This is a genomic window from Nocardioides epinepheli (assembly GCF_037936805.1).
Taxonomy (GTDB): Bacteria; Actinomycetota; Actinomycetes; order Propionibacteriales; family Nocardioidaceae; genus Nocardioides.
In genome coordinates this window covers 19,778-36,451 of record NZ_JBBMMC010000014.1, presented here as the reverse complement: position 1 = coordinate 36,451, position 16,674 = coordinate 19,778, and the positions used below count along the sequence as shown (strand labels likewise).

Sequence of the window (16,674 nt, the reverse complement as noted above, 5' to 3'; positions counted from 1 at the left end):
GGGTCCGATCGGGAGACGCGCTGTCGAACCTCAGGCCGAGGGCGACCGCAGAGTTCCGGCGGCTGCCGCCCGCACCGCCTCGCCGAGTCGGCGGAGCATCGGCGAGTCCAGGCGCCACCGCTGCCAGTACAAGGCAACGTCGACGTGGTCGCGGGCGGAGAGGGACACGAGGTCGCCGGCAGCGAGGTCGGGTGCGAGCTGCGGCGTGGGGAGCAGGCCCCAGCCGAGGCCGAGGCGGATCGCCTCGTGGAAGTCAGCCGACGTAGGCACGCGGTGCACCACCGGCGGCACCGCCACGCCACGCGCGGCCAGGAGCTCGTGCTGGAGAGCGTCCTTCTCGTTGAACACCACCACCGGCATGGCCGCCCAGTCGTACCCACGTCCGTGCCGCCAGCGCTCGGCGAACTCCGGCGACGCGGCCGGGCGGTAGCGGAGCGCACCGAGAGTCTCGACGACACACCCCTGGACCGCCACCGGGTCGGACGTCACCGCGCCGAGGACGTCGCCACGGCGCAGCAGGTCGGCGGAGTAGGCCTGATCCTCGACATGGATCCGCAGGGCGACGTCGTCCCAGGAAGCGACCTCGCGCAGCGCGACACGGAACCAGGTGGCGAGCGAGTCGGCGTTCACCGCGATCGGCAGATCGACCCTAGACCTGCTTCCCGCGGTCAGCTCGGCGCGTGCCTCGGCGTTCAGGAGTGCCGTCTGGCGGGCGAGCCGGACCAGCACCTCACCCGCCGGAGTCGGCACGCACGGCGTCGCCCGGCGTACGACGACCTGCCCCACGGCCGCCTCCAGCCCACGGATGCGCTGACTGACGGCGCTGGTCGTGACGTGGAGACTGCGTGCCGCGGCCTCGAAGGTGCCCTGGTCGACGATCGCGGCGAGGGCTGCGAGCTGGTCTGGCGCCATGTAGTAACTCTAAAGAGTCTTCAGATTCTTTCGCTTCTCTGAACACGCTCCCGTCCCTACGGTTGGCCGCGTGCTCGCCTCTGCTTTTGCCGGTCTCGCCACCGGACTCAGCCTGATCATCGCGATCGGTGCGCAGAACGCCTTCGTCCTGCGCCAGGGGCTCGCCCGCCGGCATGTCGGCCCGGTCGTCGCCGTGTGCGCACTCTCCGACCTGGTGCTGATCGTGGCGGGCGTGGCCGGGATCGGGACGATCATCGAACAGGCCGGGTGGGTCATCGACGTCGTCCGTTGGGCCGGAGTCGCGTTCTTGACCTGGTACGGCATCGGGGCACTGCGCCGCGCCCGGCGCAAGGAGTCACTGAACGCCGCGACCGGCCAGGGCGCGACTCTCGGCAAGGCCTTGCGCACGGCGTTCGCGCTCACGTGGCTCAACCCGCACGTCTACCTCGACACCGTCCTACTGCTCGGGTCGATCGCGAACACCCATCAGGCGCGATGGTGGTTCGCCGGCGGCGCCTGCGTGGGCAGCCTGGTGTGGTTCGCCGCACTGGGCTACGGCGCGCGCATGGCCCACCGCGCGCTGGCGACCCCGCGGGCGTGGCAGATCCTCGACGTCCTCATCGGTCTGACCATGCTCGGCATCGCCCTGATGCTCGCGTTGGGCGGCTGAGGTGGGTCGGCAGGATTGGTCGCCCGCGGACGGGACACAATGCCCTCATGTCGCAGACGCCGCCCGGCCCCTACGGACAGCAGCCGTACCCGTACCAGCCAGGGGCCTACCCCAACCCGTATCAGCAGGGCCCGCAGCGGCCCAACAACACCACGCGCAACGTGCTGATCTGGGTGAGCGTCGGCGTCGTCCTGTTCTGCGGGGGCGCGTTCGCCCTCGGCTGGCTGGCTGTGACCGGTGTCTTCAAGGCGGCCGAGACCTCGGTCCAGGGCGAGAACTACCCCGGCTCGCGCCGCGATCCGATGACGATCACCGAGGGGCAGGCCTTCGAGATCCGCGACTACCACTACGCCGAGGGCTGGTCCTTCGTCAACGACCCGGCCGCCGACAGCGGCATCGCCGATCTGGTCGTGACCAACAAGCGCTCCTCTGATCAGAGCAGCACCTACGACCCGAGCCTGGTCTTCAAGTTCTACAAGGACGACCTCACCCTGCTCGAGATCGACTGCCGCGCCACCGCCGCACCCGACACCGGTAAGAAGGCCGTGATGGACTGTGACAGCTTCACCGACGGCGTCCCAGCCGACTACGACTCGGTAGAGGTGTTCGACCGCGCCTACCGGGAGTGAGGGCATTCCCCATCGAACGGCAGCGCTGAACCGGGGACACGTAGGCGAACTAAACCGGAGGATCGTCCAGATTTCGGAATCAAATTCGACATAGTGAACTGAACGGGTCTACGGTCGACGCTGGTCCCTGTGGCGCGGGTCACAGGCATGTCAGCGAGGAGCATCCGTGTCCCGTCTGTCCCCCCTCCGCCGCCGCACCCGCAGCTGGCTGCTCGGCCTCACCTGCGCCGCACTCGGAGTAGTCGGTGCCGCGGCCGTCCCTGCCCAAGCCGCCTCCGACGAGCCCGGCGCCGTCGGCGACACGATGATCGGCTGGGCCGAGATCGAGGACGGCGTCATCGCCGGCAACCCGGGCTGGAACCAGGGTGACCACGGCAACTTCTCCGGACGGGGGTCCTACACCTTCCGGGAGACCGGCATGAGCTCGACCATGTCGATCAACGCCCCCGAGGCCGGCACGTATCCGCTCTACATCCGCTACGCCGCCGGTGACCTCAGCGCCGCGGAGAACGTCCCGCGGTCCATGGGCCTGACCGTCAACGGCGCTCGCCAGCAGATCACCTACCCCTTGACCGGTGACGAGTACGGCCACTGGGAGACCTGGGGGGTCTACGAGACGACGGTGCCTCTCAACCAGGGCGCCAACTCGATCTCGATCAACTGCGACCGCAGCGTCGACTTCTGCCGTCTCAACTTCGATGCGATCCAGGTCGGCGGCACCGAGTTCGATCCGTGCGCCCCGACCTCGCCCAAGCCCGGCTACACCGCGCTGTTCGACGGAACGTTCGCCTCCTTCGACGGATGGCGCAAGCACGGCTCCGGTGGCTTCGGCCGCCAGACCGACTGCACGATCCGCGGCTTCCGCGGACTCGGCGGACTGTGGACCAGGACTCAGCAGAACGGTCCACACACCCTCGAGGTGCAGTGGCGCCGCGGCTCGGACAGTGACAACTCCGCCGTCTTCCTGGCCGCCAGCCGCGGTCCGTTGCCGCTGGGCGGGATCAACCCCGCCACCGACGCGATCCGGATCCCGATCGGCACCGACGCCAACGGGGCTACCACCGGGGCGATCGTGGTCGGCGGGGTCGCCACGGCACCCGACGCCGACGCCGTCGCCGCGGCGGTGAAGCCGGCCGGGGAGTGGAACACCTACCGGATCTCGGTCGCGCCGAGCCAGGTGCAGGTCTTCCTCAACGACACCCTGGTCGCGACCCGCCCCGGCGACACGCGCTACACCGGCTACATCGGACTCGAGAACCGCGCGAGCGGCGACGACGTCAAGTTCCGCGGCATCCAAGTCCTCGACGACTACTCCCTCGCATCGCTGGGCGCACCCGCGACGCGGGCGACCCTCCTCGACGGCTCCGAGAACCTGGGCGGCGAGTCGACCCTCGCCAATCTCGCGGCCGAGGCCCAGCGCGCCACGACTACCGCAAACGTCGGCACCGCACCCGCCCAACTGTCGTTCGTCGACCCCGGAGTGCTCAAGGGCGATCTGGCTGCCGGGGCCCTCACGTTCAAGCAGGTCGCCGGCGTCCAGCCCTCCGCGACCACCAGCATGCGCAAGGTGCTGATGACCGGCGCCCAGATCGAGAACGTGCTGGAGCAGCAGTGGCGCTCCGAGGGCCTGCTGCGGCTCGGCACGTCGAAGGGCTTCCGGTACACCTACGATCCGGCGCAGGCCGACGGCTCGCGGATCACCGGAATGTGGCTCGACGGCACCGCCCTCGTGCCCACGAAGTCGTACTCGGTCACGGTCAGCTCGGCGCTCAAGAGTGCCGCGTCCGGCTTCACATTCCCCTCGACCGGTGACAAGTCCGCCAACAAGACCGAGCAGGCCGCGCTGGTGGAATACCTGAGCGACGACGTCACGCCGGACACCACGCAGCACGCGGTCGGCGTCTCGTTCCCCGCGGGCTCCTCGGTTCTGGCCGGGGAGACGCTCGACCTCGACCTGAGCTCGCTGGCCTTCTCCGGAGCGGCCGACCCTAAGGACGCCGAGGTCGAGGTCTCACTCGGCGGCGCCTCGCTCGGCACGTTCCCCGTCGACAACACCCTCGGCGACGTCGCCTCCGACGAGTACGGCACCGCCCACGTGAGCGTCGACGTCCCGGCCGGCACGCCCGTCGGCCCAGCGTCGCTCACGGTCACCGGCGCGGCCACCGGCACCGAGGTGTCGATCCCGTTCACCGTCGCCGCCCCGCCGGCCGTGGCCTCGACCACGGTCGTGACCGTCTCGCCCGGCTCGGTGCCGGTCAAGCAGGGCAAGGCAACGGTGACGGTGACGGTCGCCTCCAGCGCCGGTGCTCCCACCGGACAGGCCGAGCTCTACGTCGACGGCGTCCGAACCGCGACCCTCCCGGTGACCGGCGGCAAGGCGTCCGGCTCGGTCGGGCCGTTCGCCACGGTGGGCAATCACTCGGTCTCTGCCCGCTTCCTCGGCAGCGACGCCGTCGAGCCGAGCGCGAGCGCCGCCGTCACCGTGGTGGCCACCAAGGCGGCCGCGACCGTACGCACCACGGTGCAGCCCAAGCGGGTGATCGCGAAGAAGACCAGGGCGAAGGTGAAGGTGCAGGTCAGCACTGCAGGCTTCACTCCCACCGGCGTCGTGGCGATCAAGATCGGCAAGCGGACCTACACCGCGAAGGTCGTGAGCGGCGTGGCGACGGTCAAGCTGGCCAAGTTCGCCAAGGCCGGCAAGTACCAGGCGAAGGTGACCTACCGCGGCGACGCGCTCACCTCGGCCCGGACGTCCACGGTCAGGATCAAGGTCGTTCGGCGCTAGGCCGTTCCACCTCCTCCCCCTCCCCCAAGAGCAGGCCCGACGGACGGCGTCCGCCGGGCCTGCTCGTGTCCGTGGGAAGATTGACGATTCAACTTTTGTTGAGCCGGTCATGAAGAAGATCGGATTCCTCAACTTCGGGCACTGGACTCCCTCGCCCCAGTCGGCGGTCAAGACCGGGGCGGACGCGCTGCTCCAGTCGATCGACCTTGCGGTCGCGGCGGAAGAGGTCGGCGTCGACGGCGCCTACTTCCGGGTGCACCACTTCGCCCGGCAGCTCGCCTCGCCGTTCCCGCTGCTGGCCGCGATCGGCGCGCGCACCAGCCGGATCGAGATCGGCACCGGCGTCATCGACATGCGCTACGAGAACCCGCTCTACATGGCCGAGGACGCCGGTGCGGCGGACCTGATCTCCGGCGGCCGGCTCCAGCTCGGCATCAGCCGGGGCTCACCGGAGCAGGTCATCGACGGCTACCGCTACTTCGGCTACGACCCCGGGCCGGAGAACGACCACGCGGCGATGGCCCGCGAGCACACCCGACGCTTCCTCGAGGTGATCGAGGGCGAGGGCTTCGCCGAACCGAACCCGCGGCCGATGTTCCCCAACCCGCCCGGGCTGCTGCGCGTCGAGCCGTACTCGGCCGGGCTGCGCGAGCGGATCTGGTGGGGCGCCGGCAGCCGTGCGACCGCCGAGTGGGCGGCCGAGCAGGGCATGAACCTGATGAGCTCGACCCTGCTCACCGAGGACACCGGCGTGCCCTTCCACCAGCTCCAGGCCGAGCAGATCCAGCGCTTCCGCGACGCCTGGAAGAGCGCCGGCCACGACTGGGAGCCCCGGGTCTCGGTGAGCCGCAGCATCTTCCCGATCGTCAGCGACCTCGACCGCGCCTACTTCGGCAGCGAGTCCCGCAGCCAGGACCAGGTCGGTTTCCTCGACGGCGGCGCCGCCCGCTTCGGCAAGACCTACGCCGACGTCCCGGAGCGGCTCATCAAGGCGCTCGCCGAGGACGAGGCCATCGCCGCCGCCGACACCCTCCTGCTCACGATTCCCAACCAGCTCGGCGTCGCCTACAACACCCACGTGCTGGAGACCGTCGTCAAGGACATCGCTCCGGCCCTCGGCTGGCGCTGACCCTCCAAGACCGCCGAGTCGGCACTTACGTCAAGCACAACTGCCGACTCGGCGTTTCTTTTTCGCCGAGTCGGCGTTTGTGTTCAACACAAGTGCCGACTCGGCGTCTGAGGGTGTCACCACAGGGCTCAGAGGTGGTCGGGGACGATGAGCGCATCGGGGTCCTGGCGCGGGGGCAGGCTGGCCAGGGCGGTGCGCACCAGCGCGACGCGGGCCTCAAGCAGCGCGCGCCGGCGCAGTCCGCTGCCTGCCTCCATCCGCTCCTCGACGGCGGCGCGCACCTGCTGGTCGGTGAAGGTGGGCCGCTCCCCGGCCGCGACGTCGACGTCGGGCAGCGCGATCAGCGCGGGGAGCACCTGTCCGCCCAAGCCGTCGAGCAGCTTGAACCGCTGGTAGCGGTCGAGCTCGTCCCAGGCCTGGTCGATCGTGCGGCGTCCCTTGCGGACGCTGCGGTCCTGCGCGGCCAGGACGCTCTTGGCGGCGCCGTGCAGGGCGGCGGTCAACTCGTGCTCGGTGAAGCGCATGGGGCCAGTGTCTCGCGTGCGACCTGAGGCCGCGTCCGGCAGGATGACCGGCATGGCAGATCCTCGCGCTGGCACGCTCGCTTCGCCGTCCGACCTGGTCGACCTCCCGCACCTGGTGACCGCCTATTACACCGGCGTGCCCGATCCCGACGACGTCGACCAGCAGGTCGCCTTCGGCACCAGCGGGCACCGCGGCAGCTCGCTGAAGACGTCGTTCAACCAGACCCACATCTGGGCGACGACGCAGGCCATCTGCGACTACCGGCGCGCCCAGGGCATCGACGGCCCGCTGTTCCTCGGGCGCGACACCCACGGGCTGTCGGAGCCGGCGTGGGCGAGCGCGCTGGAGGTGCTGGCCGCCAACGACGTGACCGTGCTGGTCGACTCCCGCGACGGCTACACGCCCACCCCCGCTGTCTCGCACGCGATCATCGCGGCCAACCGGGGCAAGGGCGCCGACGCCTCCGGACTGGCCGACGGCATCGTCGTGACGCCGTCGCACAACCCGCCCTCCGACGGGGGCTTCAAGTACAACCCGCCGCACGGCGGCCCGGCCGACACCGATGCGACGTCGGCGATCGCCGACCGCGCCAACGCGCTGATCCGCGGCGACCTCGCCGAGGTGAAGCGGGTGCCGTTCGAGACCGCGCGCCGCGCCGCAGGCTCCTACGACTTCCTGGGCCACTACGTCGACGACCTGCCGTCGGTGGTGGACCTCGAAGCGATCAAGCGGGCCGGCGTCCGGATCGGCGCCGACCCGCTCGGCGGCGCTTCGGTGCACTTCTGGGGCGAGATCGCCGACCGCTTCGGGCTCGACCTCACCGTCGTGAACCCGCTGGTCGACGCCACGTGGCGGTTCATGACGCTGGACTGGGACGGCAAGATCCGGATGGACTGCTCCTCCCCCGACGCCATGGCCTCGCTGGTCGCGCGACGCTCGGAGTTCGACCTCGCCACCGGCAACGACGCCGACGCCGACCGGCACGGCATCGTCACCCCCGACGCCGGGCTGATGAACCCCAACCACTTCCTGTCGGTGGCCATCCAGTACCTCTTCGGCGGCGCGCGCCCCGGTTGGCCGGAGTCCGCGCGGATCGGCAAGACGCTGGTCTCCTCCTCCATGATCGACCGCGTCGCCGCCGACCTCGGCAAGCCGCTCGTCGAGGTGCCGGTCGGGTTCAAGTGGTTCGTGCCGGGGCTGATCGACGGGTCGTTCGGGTTCGGCGGCGAGGAATCTGCAGGCGCCTCGTTCCTGCGGATGGACGGCACCACTTGGACCACCGACAAGGACGGCCTGCTGCTGTGCCTGCTGGCCTCGGAGATCCTCGCCACCACCGGCCGGAGCCCGAGCGAGCACTACGCCGACCTGGTCGCCCGCCACGGCGCACCGGCCTACGCGCGCATCGACGCCCCGGCGACCCGCGAGCAAAAGGCCGCCCTGGCCGCCCTCTCCCCCGACGACGTCGCCGCCACCACCCTGGCCGGCGAGCCGATCACCGCCAAGCTGACCCGCGCCCCCGGCAACGACGCGAAGATCGGCGGCCTCAAGGTCACCACCGAGTCGTCCTGGTTCGCCGCCCGCCCGTCCGGCACCGAGGACGTCTACAAGATCTACGCCGAGTCCTTCCGCGGCCCCGACCACCTCGCCGAGGTCCAGGCCGCCGCCCAGGACGTCGTCACCGCCGCTCTCGGCGGCTGACCTGGGGGCGGCTCGGTCTCGCTTGTTACTGACCGTTGTGACCTCTGACCTGCGCTTGTAAGAGCAGGTCAGAGGTCACAACGGTCAGTAACATGCCGCGCGGCCCACCGCGGCCAAGCCAGGCGGACAGCACGGCTCCCGAGTCACCTACGCGGATGCCACGCGACCGCACCGGAGAACTCCGCCAGCGAGCCACCGGCGGCGATCTTGTCTCGCGCCGGCGCCTCAGCCTGTTCCTTGCCGCGTAGCAGCTCGCCGAGGCCGACGGCTTCCTCGGGCTGGAGGAAGGCGACGCCGTCGGAGTCGCCGAAGACGACGTCGCCCGGACGGACTACGGCGCCGCCGATGGTCACCGGGACGTTGATCGCGCCCTCGATCCCACCGATGCGGGTGGTCAGCGGGCTGTAGCCACGGGAGAAGACTGGGAAGTCGTAGGCCTCGGTCTCGTCGTGGTCGTTGATCGAGCCGTCGATCACCGCGCCCGCGGCACCTCGGGCCTTGGCCGCAAAGGAGACCAGGCCGCCGAAGCACGAGCGGCCGTGGTCGCCGGACTGGTCGACGACGAGGACGTCGCCCGGCCGCAGGTGGTCCACCGCTAGGTGGACGGCGGTGGAGTCCAGGTGGGGGATCCGCACGGTCACCGCGGTGCCGACCACGCGGATCGGCCGGCGGTTCGGCACCAGCCCGATCGCGAAGCCGTGGTCGCGCAGGTGCCCGAGCGTCGAGACGCATACGTCGTCGAGCTCCTCGAGGAGAGCGGGGTCGACCTGAGCGGGCATGTCGTTCATCTGGAACACGGAGAGGTCCTTTCTCGGAAGACGAAGAGTCACTGGGTGCTGGAGACAGCAGGCAGCCAGGTGGTGATGTCGGGGAAGGCGATCAGCAGGGCGACCACCACGACGTCGGCGAGGATGAACGGCACGATCCCGCGGAAGACCCGCCCCAGCCCGGCCTCGCGCACGGCACCGGAGTAGACGAAGGCGTTCATGCCGACCGGCGGAGTGACCAGGGCCATCTCGGCGACCTTCACGATCAGGACGCCGAGCCAGATCCCGTCGAAGCCGTAGCCGACCAGGATGGGGTGCAGCAGCGGGGCGGCGATCAGGATCATCGAGATGCCGTCGAGGAACATGCCCAGCGGGAGCAGCAGGAGCAGGCACAGCACCAGCGCGAGGTACGGCGGCAGATCGGCGCCGAGTACCCAGCCGACCAGCTCGGTGCTGGCACCGGTCAGCGCAAGGAAGTAGGTGAACACCCCCGCGCCGGTCATCAGCAGGAACGTCATGGCGGTCAGTCCGACGGCCTCGCTCAAGGACTCCCCCACCGCACGCATCCAGGCCGGCGGCCGGGTGCGCAGCAGCAGGATGACCATCGCCGCGAGAGCACCGAAGGACGCGGCTTCCGTGGGAGTCGCGACGCCGAGGTAGATCGTGCCGATCGAGACGGCGAAGATCACCACCAGGTACAGGAAGCCGACCAGGTCGAGTCGCGTCGCCGGGGCTGCCGCCGCCGTCCCCTGGCCCTCCGATGAGGGAGACAGGACGGCGGTTCCCGAGCCGGAGCCCGCACCGCCGATCGCACGGTTCTCCTCGCGGCGGCTCTGCGACCCGGGCTGCGGCGACGTCCGGGGGCCCCCGTCCACGGGTGGCGTCGATCCGTCACCGTGCCGCCGTGCCTGCCGCCGGCGCTGCCGGGAGACGAGCGCCACGATGGTCGCGGCGTAGACGGCGATCGTCAGCAGGCCCGGCCCGACGCCCGCGAGAAGCAGCTGTCCGATGCTCTCCTCGGTCACCACTCCGTAGAGCACCAGCACGATCGAGGGCGGGATCAGGACGCCGAGGGTGCCACCGGCGCAGACGACGCCAGCGGCGAGCTTGATGCCGTAGCCGGCCTTGACGATCGCGTCGGTCGAGACCCGCGCCATCGTCGCGACCGTGGCGACGCTGGAGCCGGTGACCGCGGCGAACATGCCGGACCCGGCGAGCGAGGCGAGCGCCGGGCCGCCCGGGAGGCGCTTGAGCGCAGCGGAGGCGAGGTCGAAGCCGGCCTGCGCCAGTCCGGCTCGGACTGCGAAGACCCCCATGAGGATGAACAGCGGGATGATCGTCAGCGAGTAGCTGGCCGAGGTGGAGAACGGCATGCTGGCCACCGTGCTCGTGGCCGCGCCGGTGCCGCGCAGCAGGAGGACGCCCACGAAGGCGGCGCTCATCAGCGACAGGCCGACGTGCAGGCGGATGGCCAGCAGGCCGAAGAAGAGGAGCAGGACGAGGACCAGGACGGCTGCGGTGGTGGCGGTCATCGGTGGTCTCCGCTCTGTTCGTCGGCAAGGTCGGCCGTCAGCTCGGAATGTGCCCGGAGCTCCTTCCACACGGCCACCACGAAGTAGGCCAGGAAGGAGACGACGAGGACGGCCTTGGCCGGCCAGGTGGGGAGCCGCAGGACGTCGTTGGTCGTCTCCCCGCGCTCGAGCGCGCTGAGCAGCACCTCGCTCAGCCCCCACGTGAGAAGGACGCCGAGCGCGAGCAGGATGACGGCGCGTAGCAGGGACAGCGCCCACCGCGCCCTCGGCGCGAACCGCGCCTCGAAGAGATCGACGGTCACGTGCTTGCCGTCCAGCTCGGCGCTGGCCAGGCCGAGGAAGGCCGCCGCGACCAACAGCATCGTGGACATGTCCACGGCGCCGACGATCGAGTGATCACGCAGGTTGCGGCTGACGACATCGGCGACCGTGAGCATGATCAGCGCGATCAGCAGGACACCCGCGGCGACGCTCATCGCACGCGCCACCAGGGCGACCGGGCGCGGCAGCGCCACCTCACTGTGATCGACCGATGCGGTGCCGGTCGGCATGGTCGGCGAGACGCTCATCGGGCATCTCCTTCGGTGCAGTTGATCAGGGGATCGGCGTAGTCGGACTGAGGCGTCTCCTCCTCGATGATCCGGCGGTAGTCGGCCAGCACCGACTCGGCGTCGTAGCCGCGATCGGCGTACCGGTCGACCCAGCCGTCGGCGATGGCGGCCTCGTCCTTCCACTCGGCGACCTCGGCGTCAGAGAGGGTCGAGAACTCCGCACCCGAGCCCACCAGGTCGGAGCAGGCCTGCTCGCCCAGTGCGTCCATCTCCTCCAGGCCGTTCGCGATCGCATTGCCCGAGGCCTCCTCGATGGCCTGCTGGTACTCCTCGGGCATCGAGTCCAGGAGGTCTTCGTTGATCACCACGATCGAGGACGAGTACGAACCGATTCCCGGGTCGAGCACGTAGGGCGTGGTGTCGGAGAGACCGAACGTCGGCAGGTTGGCCACCGCGAGCGAGGTGTACCCGTCGATCACGCCGCGCTCCATCGACTCGTAGATGTCGGTGGCGGTCATCGCCACCGGGTTGGCGTCGACGGCGAGCAGCGCCTCGGAGGTGAGGCCACCGGAGCGGATGCTGCGCCCGTCGAGGTCCGCGAGATCGTCGACCGGCTCCTCCAGGCCGACGATGTCGATCCCCAACGGCAGGGGGAAGAGCAGGTGCACGCCCTGGCGGTCGAAGTCCTCCCGGTAGGTCTCGTTCTCCTCGTAGAGACGCTCGATCGCCGTCATCTGCACCTCGGGGTTCTTGGTCTCGAAGGGCAGCTCGATCACGGTGAACATCGACAGGTCGGAGCCGGCGTAGATGGATCCGACCTGGGCCAGGTCCGCACGACCATCAAGGGTCGCCTGGACCGACTCGTCGGCGCCCACGAGGCTCTCGGAGTAGTGGAACTGGACCTGGACGCCGCCGTCGGTGAGCTCCTCGACCTCCTCCGCCCAGCGCTGCATGGTGCGCGACTGGTCGGAGGTGGGGTTGGAGTAGGTCGTGTAGTGCAGCACGTAGTCGGCGTCCTGGACGCCGCAGGCGCTGAGCCCGCTCGCGGCCAATACCGCGACGGCGGCCCCCACCCCGAGCCGCGCGACGCGGCTGCGGGCGGTACGACGGAACGCTCGAGACATGGTCACTCCTTCGGCACGACGCGGAATCGGCGAAGCTCCAAGGCGGGGTTGACGGTGCGGACGTGGTCGAGCCGGCTGCGCTCGAGCACGGCGACGCCGATACCGGCGTTCTCGCCGATCGCGGCGATGCCGATGCCCATCGGGTCCACGATCGCGCTGTTGCCGCTCCCCGCCGGGGCGGTCTGGTCGGCTGCCAGCACGTAGACGGTGTTCTCGATCGCGCGCGCCCGGACCAGGGTGTTCCAGTGGTACTCCTTGAGCGGTCCCGGCACCCACTCGGCCGGGAGCGCGATCACGTCGGCACCGGCGTCGACCAGGACGCGCGAGGTCTCCGGGAAGCGCAGGTCGTAGCAGGTCTGCATGCCGACCTTGAAGCCGTCGACGTCGAGCAGTTCCGGGACCGCCGGGTCGGCGGCGAGGACGCGGTCGGACTCGCGATAGCCGAAGGCGTCGTAGAGGTGGACCTTCCGGTAGATCGCCGCGACCTTGCCGTCTTGGAGGCCCACGAGGGTGTTGTGGATCCGCCCGTCCTCGGCCTGCTCGTTGATGCCGGCGACCACGGTGAGGCCGAGCTCGTCGGCGAGGGTCGCGAGGCCGGTGACGGTCGGGCCGTCGAGCGACTCCGCGGTCTCCACGAATCGGTCGTCCATCGTGGGGACGGTGAAGGCGGCGTACTCCGGGAGGACGACCAGTCGTGCGCCCCGCGCCGCGGCGTCGCGGAGCAGTCCGGACATCACGTCCAGGTTGGCGGTCTTGTCGTCACCGGGGGCGAACTGGCCGATCGCTGCGGTCAGGTTGGTCATCGGGTGCTCCTCACGTCGTGCTGGATCTGCTTCAGGTTCTCGAGGGTGTTGGTGAAACCGGCGAGCATCGCGCCGTACTGCATGGACGCGACGATCGTGGCGGCGCCCTCCTCGACCGCGAGTCGCTGCTCGGGCTGACTCCAAGCGGGGAGCAGCCACGGCTTGGCCGCCGCGGTCGCGGCCCGGGCGAGCTGGCGGATGTCCGCCAGGTCGTCGTCGGTGACCGAGTAGGCGCCGCGGTCGCGCCGCAACGACAGGTCGGAGGGTCCGATGAAGATCCCGTCGACGACGGGGAGGTCCAAGATGGCCTTGACCTCGTCGAAGGCCGAGGCGTCCTCGATCATCGGGTAGCAGTGGGTGTCGCGGTCCTGTGCGCTCACCCAGTCGTCGGTGAACCCACGATAGTTCGAGGTGCGGCCGCCGGCGAACGAGCGGTCGCCCAGCGGCGGGAACTTGGCGAAGGCACAGACCTGCGCGGCGTGCTCGGCCGACTCCACGTGGGGGATCGCGACCGCGTCGGCCCCGAAGTCGAGCGCCTGCTGGATCGGCCCGCGCTCGGGCCCGAGCACCTTGGCGATCGCGCGCATGCCGGTGGAGCGGATGAACGGGATGATCCGGTCGAGGTCGTGGAGGTCGAACAGGCCGTGCTCGATGTCGAGCACGACGGTGTCGTAGCCGGCGAGGCGGCCCATCTCGACGGCGGCGATCGATGGCTCGGTGAGCCAGATCGCGACGCTCGGCGCGGGCGCCGGACCGGGGCTGGGACGTTCGCTCATGGCGGCTGTACTCCTTCAAGGTGACTCGGGACACAATGTGTAGACCTCATGTATACACACTGAATGCAGGCCGTGTAAATGGTTGAATGTCCCTCATGTCACGTGTCGAGGGCCGTAGCGGCGCCGGGCGCCCGGCCCCCAGCGCCGGCCAGCGCGCCTATCTCTGGATCAGGGACGCGATCTTGGACGGCGTCTTCGCCGAGGGTGAGTTCATCGACGAGGTCGCGCTCTCCGAGCAGGTCAAGACCTCGCGCACCCCGGTCCGCGAGGCGCTTCAGCGGCTACAGGTCGAGCGGTACGTCGACCTCGTACCCCGGCGCGGCGCCCAGGTCCGGGTCGTCACCGCGACCGAGATGCGCGAGCTCTACCAGGCCCGGTTCGTGCTCGAGTCCGACGCCGTCCGACGCATCTGTGCCCGGCGCGCGGGCGCTCCCGCGGCGGCCGGTGCTCTGGTCGAGGAGATGGAGCAGGTAGGCCTGGACGGCAACTGGAACCGCTTCGCGCAGCTCGACCAGCTCTTCCACTCCACGATCGTGCGCCACCAGGGCAATGCCGTGATCTCGGACATGTACGACGCCCTGCAGCCACGCCAGGTCCGGCTGGGCACGCGCACGCTCACCGAGGGGCCGTCGCGTCTGGAGACGATCGAGGTCGAGCACCGCGAGCTGCTCGCCGCACTGGAGAACCATGACGGCGACGCGTGCGTCGACGTGCTCGGCAGGCACCTGCGCGAGATCCCCGAGCTGGTGGATGCATTCTCCGGCGCCCGGGGCTCGCGGTAGCCGGCGCGCGAACGACCGGAGGGAAGCGGTCGCCTCACGCTTGCGCACTCAGGCCTCGGCATCCTCGCGGTGCGCCGCCTGCGCGTGATCGCTTGGGCACATGGAGTCGGCAAGTTACCTTGGTTTGGTGAGGGGGGATCCGATCATCGCTCCGTCCGCGTTGAAGCACGGACTCAGCGACGAAGAGATTCTTCACGCTTATCGACATCCAGTGCGGGCCCGAACCGGGCCGCGATCTTCCTGGAAGTCGGATACGTCGATGGCGACGAGGCCGACGTCATCGTCCATGCAATGAAGGCCCGCGAGAAGTTCCTGAGGTGAGGACCATGCCACGCACCGTTGAAGAGATCCTGCAGCACGCCGACGAGCTCGCGGCGCGGTTCGAGTCCTACGAACCCGACCCGTCCGACGAGCTTGATGCCGCCGCCGTGACCATGCTCCGCGCCGCTGTTGCCGAGCGATCGGAGGCCGAGCGTCATCTCCTCGACGCCGTCCGCGCGGCACGCGACTCGGGAATGCCCTGGTCCGCGATCGGCACCCTCGTCGGTACCAGCGGCGAGGCGGCACGACAGCGGTACGGCAACCGGGTCGCCTGATCAGGCGCCTGGCTCCGGCACAGAGGCGCCGCGCGAACTCACCCCGAGCCTCGCCGACGAGACCTCGAACCGATCTCGGACACGCCGGCAAGAATGGTTGCCGAACGTCGCGGGCCGACCTGATGGTGGGTCCCCGTCAGGCGGCCGCTGCGGCGGCGCGGGCCTGGCGCTTCTCCTGCTGGGTCAGGCGTGCCTGGGCAGCGCGGCGGACCTTGGGGCCCTTGGTGGTCATGCCCCACAGGAGCTTGAGCTGCTCAGGGAGGTTCTTGGCGTTGGTCGTCGCGAGCCAGCCGTTCGGCAACGAGAGGCGGACGACGCGGTGCCAGGCGCTGGCGACCTGCTGGGGCAGCGGGGCCGAGTGGTAGTTGAGGTCGTACTTCTCGAAGAGCGCCTGGACCTGCGGGGCGATCTCGGCGTAGCGGCTGCTGGGCAGGTCGGGGAAGAGGTGGTGCTCGATCTGGTGGCTGAGGTTGCCGGTCATGATGTGCATCAGCTTGGAGCCGGAGATGTTGGCAGAGCCGAGCATCTGGCGCAGGTACCACTGGCCGCGGGACTCGTCGTCGGGGATCGACTTGCGCTCGAAGGTCTCCACGCCCTCGGGGAAGTGGCCGCACATGATGACCGAGTGCGACCACAGGTTGCGCACGACGTTGGCGGTGAAGTTCGCCGCGAGCACCTGGAGCGCGCCGCCGAAGGGCAGCGCCAGGGCGGGGTGGACGACGTAGTCCTTGGTGGCCTGCTTGCGGATCTTGTGCAGGGTCTTGCGGGCGTTGGCCTTGAACTGCGCCGAGCGGCGCTCCTTGGGCATCCGCAGGTTCTTGCCGAGCTCGAGGTCGTAGGCGGCGATGCCGTACTCGAAGAAGCAGGCGTTGATGAAGTTCCACAGCGGCTGGCCCAGGTGCATCGGGTGCCAGCGCTGGTCCTCGTCGACGCGCATGATGCCGTAGCCGAGGTCGTTGTCCTTGCCGACGATGTTGGTGTAGGTGTGGTGGATCTCGTTGTGGGCGTGCTTCCAGCCGTCGGCGGTCGAGGCGTTGTCCCACTCCCAGGTCGTGGAGTGGATCTTCGGGTCGCGCATCCAGTCCCACTGGCCGTGCATGACGTTGTGCCCGATCTCCATGTTCTCCAGGATCTTGGCGACGGAGAGGCCGATCGTGCCGGCGATCCATGCCGGCGGGAACACGCTGGCCAGCAGGACCGCACGGGAGCCGAGCTCGAGCTTGCGCTGGACGTCGACGACGCGGCGGATGTAGCGGGCGTCCTTCTCACCGCGGGCGTCGAGCACCGACTGGCGGATCGCGTCGAGCTCGACTCCGAGCTGCTCGATGTCCTCGGGGGTGAGGTGCGCGGTCGGGTTGACGGGGAGCTTGGTGATGACGGTCATCAGGGTGATTC

Annotated in this window: 16 protein-coding genes; 7 read left to right on the top strand and 9 right to left on the bottom strand. The window is 69.8% G+C overall.

Going from position 1 to position 16,674, the window contains the following annotated elements; all coding sequences use genetic code 11:
- Positions 1-30: 30 nt before the first annotated feature.
- Positions 31-912 (bottom strand): LysR family transcriptional regulator ArgP, encoded by an 882-nt coding sequence (locus tag WMR31_RS17460; RefSeq protein ID WP_340540160.1) that lies wholly within the window; start codon positions 910-912, stop codon positions 31-33.
- 70 nt (positions 913-982) lie between these two features.
- Here WMR31_RS17460 and WMR31_RS17455 point away from each other — a divergent pair, with 70 nt between their 5' ends.
- The 4 genes from WMR31_RS17455 (at position 983) to WMR31_RS17440 (ending at position 6,125) form a co-directional block, all read left to right on the top strand.
- On the top strand, positions 983-1,582 hold the full coding sequence (locus WMR31_RS17455; RefSeq protein ID WP_340540159.1) for a LysE/ArgO family amino acid transporter: 600 nt from the start codon (positions 983-985) through the stop codon (positions 1,580-1,582).
- 47 nt (positions 1,583-1,629) lie between these two features.
- Positions 1,630-2,211, top strand: coding sequence for a hypothetical protein (locus WMR31_RS17450; RefSeq protein ID WP_340540158.1), 582 nt, complete (start codon positions 1,630-1,632; stop codon positions 2,209-2,211).
- 166 nt (positions 2,212-2,377) lie between these two features.
- Complete coding sequence (locus WMR31_RS17445) at positions 2,378-4,996, top strand: 5'-nucleotidase C-terminal domain-containing protein (RefSeq protein ID WP_340540157.1); 2,619 nt, start codon at positions 2,378-2,380, stop codon at positions 4,994-4,996.
- 109 nt (positions 4,997-5,105) lie between these two features.
- On the top strand, positions 5,106-6,125 hold the full coding sequence (locus WMR31_RS17440; RefSeq protein ID WP_340540156.1) for an LLM class flavin-dependent oxidoreductase: 1,020 nt from the start codon (positions 5,106-5,108) through the stop codon (positions 6,123-6,125).
- 128 nt (positions 6,126-6,253) lie between these two features.
- On the opposite strand, the gene WMR31_RS17435 is transcribed toward WMR31_RS17440, so the two are convergent.
- Positions 6,254-6,649, bottom strand: coding sequence for a hypothetical protein (locus WMR31_RS17435; protein WP_340540155.1), 396 nt, complete (start codon positions 6,647-6,649; stop codon positions 6,254-6,256).
- 52 nt (positions 6,650-6,701) lie between these two features.
- Between WMR31_RS17435 and pgm the strand changes: the two genes are divergently transcribed.
- The gene (pgm, locus tag WMR31_RS17430) at positions 6,702-8,348 is read left to right on the top strand and encodes a phosphoglucomutase (alpha-D-glucose-1,6-bisphosphate-dependent) (protein ID WP_340540154.1); all 1,647 of its coding nucleotides are present in this window, start codon (positions 6,702-6,704) and stop codon (positions 8,346-8,348) included.
- A gap of 143 nt (positions 8,349-8,491) precedes the next feature.
- Here the strand turns inward: pgm and WMR31_RS17425 are convergent, their stop codons facing one another.
- Genes WMR31_RS17425 through WMR31_RS17400 form a run of 6 tightly spaced genes read right to left on the bottom strand, consistent with a single transcriptional unit; the run spans position 8,492 to position 13,901 of the window.
- Positions 8,492-9,136 carry an RraA family protein gene (locus WMR31_RS17425; protein ID WP_340540258.1) on the bottom strand — a complete coding sequence of 215 codons (645 nt, stop codon included), beginning with the start codon at positions 9,134-9,136 and terminating at the stop codon, positions 8,492-8,494.
- A 38-nt stretch (positions 9,137-9,174) separates the two neighbouring features.
- Positions 9,175-10,647 (bottom strand): TRAP transporter large permease, encoded by a 1,473-nt coding sequence (locus WMR31_RS17420; RefSeq protein ID WP_340540153.1) that lies wholly within the window; start codon positions 10,645-10,647, stop codon positions 9,175-9,177.
- Complete coding sequence (locus WMR31_RS17415; RefSeq protein ID WP_340540152.1) at positions 10,644-11,216, bottom strand: TRAP transporter small permease subunit; 573 nt, start codon at positions 11,214-11,216, stop codon at positions 10,644-10,646. Before WMR31_RS17415 ends, WMR31_RS17420 begins: the two co-directional genes overlap by 4 nt.
- Positions 11,213-12,322, bottom strand: coding sequence for a C4-dicarboxylate TRAP transporter substrate-binding protein (locus tag WMR31_RS17410; protein ID WP_340540151.1), 1,110 nt, complete (start codon positions 12,320-12,322; stop codon positions 11,213-11,215). Before WMR31_RS17410 ends, WMR31_RS17415 begins: the two co-directional genes overlap by 4 nt.
- Before the next feature lie 2 nt (positions 12,323-12,324).
- Positions 12,325-13,125 carry a carbon-nitrogen hydrolase family protein gene (locus WMR31_RS17405; RefSeq protein WP_340540150.1) on the bottom strand — a complete coding sequence of 267 codons (801 nt, stop codon included), beginning with the start codon at positions 13,123-13,125 and terminating at the stop codon, positions 12,325-12,327.
- Positions 13,122-13,901, bottom strand: coding sequence for an HpcH/HpaI aldolase family protein (locus WMR31_RS17400; RefSeq protein ID WP_340540149.1), 780 nt, complete (start codon positions 13,899-13,901; stop codon positions 13,122-13,124). The genes WMR31_RS17405 and WMR31_RS17400 overlap by 4 nt, the downstream gene beginning before the upstream one ends.
- A 95-nt stretch (positions 13,902-13,996) precedes the next feature.
- Here WMR31_RS17400 and WMR31_RS17395 point away from each other — a divergent pair, with 95 nt between their 5' ends.
- Positions 13,997-14,683: a GntR family transcriptional regulator gene (locus WMR31_RS17395; RefSeq protein WP_340540148.1), complete on the top strand. Its 687-nt coding sequence runs from the start codon at positions 13,997-13,999 to the stop codon at positions 14,681-14,683.
- 326 nt (positions 14,684-15,009) lie between these two features.
- Complete coding sequence (locus WMR31_RS17390; protein ID WP_340540147.1) at positions 15,010-15,279, top strand: hypothetical protein; 270 nt, start codon at positions 15,010-15,012, stop codon at positions 15,277-15,279.
- Positions 15,280-15,415: 136 nt separating this feature from the next.
- Here the strand turns inward: WMR31_RS17390 and WMR31_RS17385 are convergent, their stop codons facing one another.
- A complete protein-coding gene (locus WMR31_RS17385) occupies positions 15,416-16,663 on the bottom strand; it encodes a fatty acid desaturase family protein (protein WP_340540146.1) in 1,248 nt (415 codons plus the stop codon).
- Between the last annotated feature and the right edge of the window lie 11 nt (positions 16,664-16,674).

Excerpts from the sequence above, each read along its gene's own strand:
- WMR31_RS17460 (WP_340540160.1), bottom strand. The coding sequence starts at position 912 with ATGGCGCCAGACCAGCTCGCAGCCCTCGCCGCGATCGTCGACCAGGGC.
- WMR31_RS17450 (WP_340540158.1), top strand. The coding sequence starts at position 1,630 with ATGTCGCAGACGCCGCCCGGCCCCTACGGACAGCAGCCGTACCCGTAC.
- WMR31_RS17440 (WP_340540156.1), top strand. The coding sequence starts at position 5,106 with ATGAAGAAGATCGGATTCCTCAACTTCGGGCACTGGACTCCCTCGCCC.
- WMR31_RS17435 (WP_340540155.1), bottom strand. The coding sequence starts at position 6,649 with ATGCGCTTCACCGAGCACGAGTTGACCGCCGCCCTGCACGGCGCCGCC.
- pgm (WP_340540154.1), top strand. The coding sequence starts at position 6,702 with ATGGCAGATCCTCGCGCTGGCACGCTCGCTTCGCCGTCCGACCTGGTC.
- WMR31_RS17425 (WP_340540258.1), bottom strand. The coding sequence starts at position 9,136 with ATGAACGACATGCCCGCTCAGGTCGACCCCGCTCTCCTCGAGGAGCTC.
- WMR31_RS17420 (WP_340540153.1), bottom strand. The coding sequence starts at position 10,647 with ATGACCGCCACCACCGCAGCCGTCCTGGTCCTCGTCCTGCTCCTCTTC.
- WMR31_RS17415 (WP_340540152.1), bottom strand. The coding sequence starts at position 11,216 with ATGAGCGTCTCGCCGACCATGCCGACCGGCACCGCATCGGTCGATCAC.
- WMR31_RS17410 (WP_340540151.1), bottom strand. The coding sequence starts at position 12,322 with ATGTCTCGAGCGTTCCGTCGTACCGCCCGCAGCCGCGTCGCGCGGCTC.
- WMR31_RS17405 (WP_340540150.1), bottom strand. The coding sequence starts at position 13,125 with ATGACCAACCTGACCGCAGCGATCGGCCAGTTCGCCCCCGGTGACGAC.
- WMR31_RS17400 (WP_340540149.1), bottom strand. The coding sequence starts at position 13,901 with ATGAGCGAACGTCCCAGCCCCGGTCCGGCGCCCGCGCCGAGCGTCGCG.
- WMR31_RS17395 (WP_340540148.1), top strand. The coding sequence starts at position 13,997 with ATGTCACGTGTCGAGGGCCGTAGCGGCGCCGGGCGCCCGGCCCCCAGC.
- WMR31_RS17390 (WP_340540147.1), top strand. The coding sequence starts at position 15,010 with ATGCCACGCACCGTTGAAGAGATCCTGCAGCACGCCGACGAGCTCGCG.
- WMR31_RS17385 (WP_340540146.1), bottom strand. The coding sequence starts at position 16,663 with ATGACCGTCATCACCAAGCTCCCCGTCAACCCGACCGCGCACCTCACC.